3 protein-coding genes are annotated in these 4695 nt (G+C 74.7%); 1 reads left to right on the top strand and 2 read right to left on the bottom strand.

The window, feature by feature from the left end; genetic code table 11:
• Positions 1–104: 104 nt before the first annotated feature.
• Both ACTUAL_RS20810 and ACTUAL_RS20805 read right to left on the bottom strand, forming a co-directional pair.
• A complete protein-coding gene (locus ACTUAL_RS20810) occupies positions 105–2459 on the bottom strand; it encodes a glycoside hydrolase family 65 protein (RefSeq protein ID WP_440901426.1) in 2355 nt (784 codons plus the stop codon).
• On the bottom strand, positions 2456–3172 hold the full coding sequence (locus ACTUAL_RS20805; RefSeq protein WP_440901425.1) for an HAD family hydrolase: 717 nt from the start codon (positions 3170–3172) through the stop codon (positions 2456–2458). The genes ACTUAL_RS20810 and ACTUAL_RS20805 overlap by 4 nt, the downstream gene beginning before the upstream one ends.
• Positions 3173–3271: 99 nt before the next feature.
• Here ACTUAL_RS20805 and ACTUAL_RS20800 point away from each other — a divergent pair, with 99 nt between their 5' ends.
• Positions 3272–4600, top strand: coding sequence for an NAD(P)/FAD-dependent oxidoreductase (locus ACTUAL_RS20800; protein WP_440901424.1), 1329 nt, complete (start codon positions 3272–3274; stop codon positions 4598–4600).
• The last annotated feature ends 95 nt before the right edge of the window (positions 4601–4695 follow it).

Raw genomic sequence — 4695 nt, 5'->3', positions numbered from 1 at the left:
GCCCCCCCCGCCCCGGGGGGGGGGGGTGCGCGCGGCCCCCGCCCCGCGCCCCACTGCGCGCCGCCCGCGCGGCGGGGGGGCCCCCCCCCCGCCCGCGCGCGGCCTCAGTCCTGCGCCCGGTTCGGCGTGCGCCGCCTGGGCGCCCGACCGGCGGGCTGGGTGATGCCCTCCGGCGGTTCCGGCGCGGCCGGGACCTGGAGCACCAGGGGGTTCTCCGGCTCGACCGCCACCTCCTCGCCGTGGTGCTTGATCCGCAGCCCCGGCCCGGACACGATCCGGTAGGTGGCCTTGCCCTCCTCCACCACCACGCACAACCCGCTGCCCCGGTAGGTCATCCGGAACGAGAACCGGTTCAGCCCCACCGGCAGCCGGGGCGCGAACTCCAGGCCGCCGCTGTGGTCCCGCATCCCGCCGAACCCGGCCACCAGCCCCAGCCACACCCCGGCGAGCGAGGCCATGTGTAGTCCGTTGTGGACGTTGTGGTGCAGGTCGTGCAGGTCGGTGAACGCCGCCTCCGACAGGTAGTCGTACGCCAGCTCCAGCGCGCCCACCTCGGCCGCCAGCACCGCCTGCGTCGCCGCCGACAGCGACGAGTCCCGCACCGTCCGCGCCTCGTAGTAGGCGAAGTTGCGGGCCTTCTGCGCCGCCGTGAACGCGTCACCGCGCAGGTGCATCGCCAGCACCAGGTCCGCCTGCTTCACCACCTGCTTGCGGTACAGGTCGAAGTACGGGTAGTTCAGCAGCAGCGGGTAGTCGTCGGCCTCGGTGGCCTCGAAGTCCCACTCGGCGTGCTTGGTGAACCCCTCCGACTGCTGGTGCACGCCCAGCTCGTCGTCGTACGGCAGGTTCATCGCCTCGGCCGCCCGCAGCCACGCCTCCGGCTCGCCGTCCTCGACGCCCAGGTGCTGGGCCACCTCGGGCAGCCGCTCGCACACCTCCGCCGCGACCCGCAGGTTCCGCTGCGCCATCAGGTTCGTGTAGACGTTGTTGTCCACCACGGCCGTGTACTCGTCCGGCCCGGTCACCCCGTCGATGCGGAACCCGTCGCCCGGCACGTGGTGTCCCAGCGACATCCACAGCCGCGCCGTCTCCACCAGGATCTCCGCGCCCGCCGCCCGCTCGAACTCCTCGTCCCCGGTGGCCTGCGCGTACTGCGCCACCGCGTACGCCACGTCCCCGGACACGTGGAACGCCGCCGTGCTCGCGGGCCAGTAGGCCGAGCACTCCGCGCCGCTGATCGACCGCCACGGGAACGCCGCGCCGCCCAGCCCGAGGATCCGCGCCCGCTCCCGTGCGTCCTCGACGGTGGAGTGCCGCCACGACAGCGCGTCCCGCGCCGCCTCCGGCACCGTGTAGGTCAGCACCGGCAGCACGAACGCCTCGGTGTCCCAGAAGGCGTGCCCGTCGTAGCCGGGACCGGTCAGGCCCTTGCCCGCGATCGCCCGCGTCTCCCCGCGCACCGCGGCCTGGAGCACGTGGAACAGCGCGAACCGCACCGCCTGCTGCAACTCCGGGTCGCCGTCGACCTCCACGTCGGCGCTGTTCCAGAACTCGTCGAGGAAATCGCGCTGCTCCTCGAGCAGCCCGTCCCACCCGGTCTGGAGCGCGCCCGCCAGCGCCGCCTCCACCTGCGCGCGCAGCGCGGGCACCGACCGCTGCTTCGACCAGCCGTACCCCAGGTACTTGACGATCGTGAGCTTCTCGCCCGCCGCGACGTCCACCGCCACCGTGAACCGCGCCAGGTCCTCGTCCGCCTCGACCTCGGTGCGCAGCGAGCCGTTCGCCTCCACCTCGTGGTCCATCGCGGCGGCCATCCGCAGCCCGGAGGCGCGCGGGCGGTGCGCCAGCACCGCCCGCTTCCCGCGCGCGTAGGCGAAGTCCGCCACCAGCGGCGAGTCCAGCGCCTTCGCCACCCTCGGGTCGCCGGAGCGCTCCTCCACCGGCTCGTTGGCCAGCAGGTCTGACTGCACCACCAGCTGCACGTCCTGCGCGGCCTCGACCTCGTAGCGGATCGCCGCCACCGCGCGCTGGGTCAGCGACACCAGCCGCTCGGTGCGCACGATCACGCGCTTGCCGGTCGGCGACTCCCACTCGGTGCTGCGGCGCAGCGTGCCCGAGCGGAAGTCCAGCTCCTGCTCGTGCGCGACGGTGCGGCCGTACCGCAGGTCCAGCGGCTCGTCCTCCACGAGCAGCCGCAGCACCTTGCCGTCGGTGACGTTGACGACGGTCTGCCCCTCCTCGGGGTAGCCGTAGCCGCTCTCCCCGTAGGGCAGGTCGTGCTCCTCGTAGAACCCGTTGAGGTAGGTGCCCGGCAGCCCGCGCGGCTCGCCCTCCTCCAGCGTCCCGCGCATCCCGATGTGCCCGTTGGCCAGCGCGAACGTCGACTCGGTCTGCCGCAGGTCGGTCAGCGACAGGCCCTCCCAGCGCAGCTTCCACGGCTGCACGCGGTAGCCGCTCACAGCAGCTCCGCCAGGTCCGCGACGACGACGTCGGCGCCGTGCGAGGCGAGCGCGTCCGCCTGGTCCGCGCGGTCCACGCCCACGACGAAGCCGAACGCGCCCGCGCGCCCGGCCTGGACCCCGGCCAGCGCGTCCTCGAACACCGCCGCCCGCTCGGGCGGAACGCCCAGCGCCCGCGCGCCCGCCAGGAACGAGTCGGGCGCGGGCTTGCCCTTGAGGCCGTCGCGCACGATCGTCACGCCGTCCACCCTCGCCTGCACGTACTGCGCCAGATCACTGGCCCGCAGGACCTTCTCGGCGTTCGCGGAGGAGGTGACCACGGCGATCGCCAGGCCCGCGTCGCGCGCGGCCCGCACGTAGTCGACGGAACCGGGGTAGGGGCTCACGCCCTCCTCGGTGATGATCTCCTCCAGCAGCTCGTTCTTGCGGTTGCCGACCCCGTGCACGGTGTCGGCCTCCGGCGGGTCGTCGTGGTCGCCCTCGGGCAGCACGACCTTCCGGGAGGCCAGGAACTCGCGCACCCCGTCGTAGCGGGGGCGGCCGTCGACGAACCGGACGTAGTCGGACTCGGTGAACTCGGGCTCGCCGCGCTGGGCGAGCAGCGCGTCGAACGTGCGCTTCCAAGCGCGGCGGTGCAGGACGGCGGTGCTCGTGAGCACCCCGTCCAGGTCGAACAGGCAGGCGGTGATCCCGTCGGGCAGACCCAGCGTCATGGGGCAGGACTACCCGGTTCGGGGCACGGGTACCCCCGTGCGCACGGGTGGGCGCTCCGACTCTTCGGCGCGCTCCCGACAGCCGAGAGGGGCTCCCCTGTGGCCAAGCCGAAAGTGCTCGTCGTCGGGACCGGGTTCGCCGGGTTCCACGCGCTCAAGTCGCTGGAGAAGGCGCTCCCGCGCGACGCCGCCGAGCTGATCGCGGTCAACCCGACCGACTACACCCTGTACGTCCCGCTGCTGCCCGAGGTCGCGGGCGGCTCGCTCGACCCCCGGCGGGTCGCGGTGCCGCTGCGCTCCACCCTGAAGCGGACCCGGCTGGTGCTGGGCACCGCCACCGGCATCGACCCCGAGGCGCGCACCTGCTCGGTCGTGGACGTGGAGGGGCGCGGGCGGGTGCTGGAGTGGGACCGGTTGATCGTCACGGCGGGCAGCGTGACGCGGATGCTGTCCATCCCCGGCGTCGGCGAGCACGCGCTCGGGTTCAAGTCGGTGCCCGAGGCGCTGTACCTGCGCGACCACGTGCTGCGGCAGATCGAGCTGGCCGAGCAGGCCGACGACCCGGCCGAGCGGGCGGCGCGGGCCACGTTCGTGGTGGTCGGCGCCGGGTACACCGGCACCGAGCTGGTCGCGCAGGGGCAGCGGATGACCGCCGAGGCCCTGCGCGCCCGGCGCGGGGCCCCTGGCGCGCTGCGGCCGGACGAGTGCCGGTGGCTGCTGCTCGACATGGCCGACCGGGTGCTGCCGGGGCTGGACCCGCGCATGTCCGGGCCCGCGCGGAAGGTCCTCGAGTCGCGCGGGGTGGACGTGCGGATGAAGACGAGCGTCGCCGAGGTCACCGACACCTGCGCGCGGCTCACCGACGGCTCCGAGATCCCCACCCGCACCGTCGTGTGGTGCGTTGGCGTGCGGCCGGACCCGCTGGTGGAGGCGTCCGGGCTGCCGGAGGAGCGCGGGCGGATCGTGGTGGACACCTCGCTGGCGGTGCGCGGGCTGGACGGGGTGTACGCGGCGGGCGACCTGGCCGCCGTGCCCGACCACTACAACCAGGGGAAGCCGACGCCGATGACCGCGCAGCACGCGCAGCGGCAGGGCGCGCTGGCCGGGCGGAACGTCGCCGCCTCGCTCGGGCACGGGCAGGTGAGGCGGTACAAGCACCGCGACCTGGGGTTCGTGGTCGACCTGGCCGGGATGGACGCGGTGGCCGACCCGCTGCACGTGCCGCTGCGCGGGGTGCCCGCGAAGATCGTGGCGCGCGGCTACCACCTGCTGGCGATGCCGGGGAACCGGGTGCGGGTGGCCGCCGAGTGGATCGCCGACCTGCTGTCCGGGCGGCAGGTGGTGCAGTTCGGGCTGGTGCCGCGCGAGGGCGTGCGCCTGTCGGACGCGGACCGGCCGGGGAACCGGGTGGTCAAGGCCGGGAGCTGAGCGGGTGCGCGGCGGGCGTCCGGGAGGGCCCGCCGCGCGCCGTCAGCTCGGGTCCGCGGCTCCCGCGCCGGGCCGCTCGTCCCGGAACCGCTCGA

Source organism: Actinosynnema sp. (genome assembly GCF_052038725.1).
The sequence above is the reverse complement of the archived record's forward strand: the minus strand, read 5'-3'. Positions and strand labels throughout refer to the sequence as shown.

Coding starts and splice junctions, on each gene's coding strand:
- ACTUAL_RS20805 (WP_440901425.1), bottom strand. CDS start 3,172: ATGACGCTGGGTCTGCCCGACGGGATCACCGCCTGCCTGTTCGACCTG.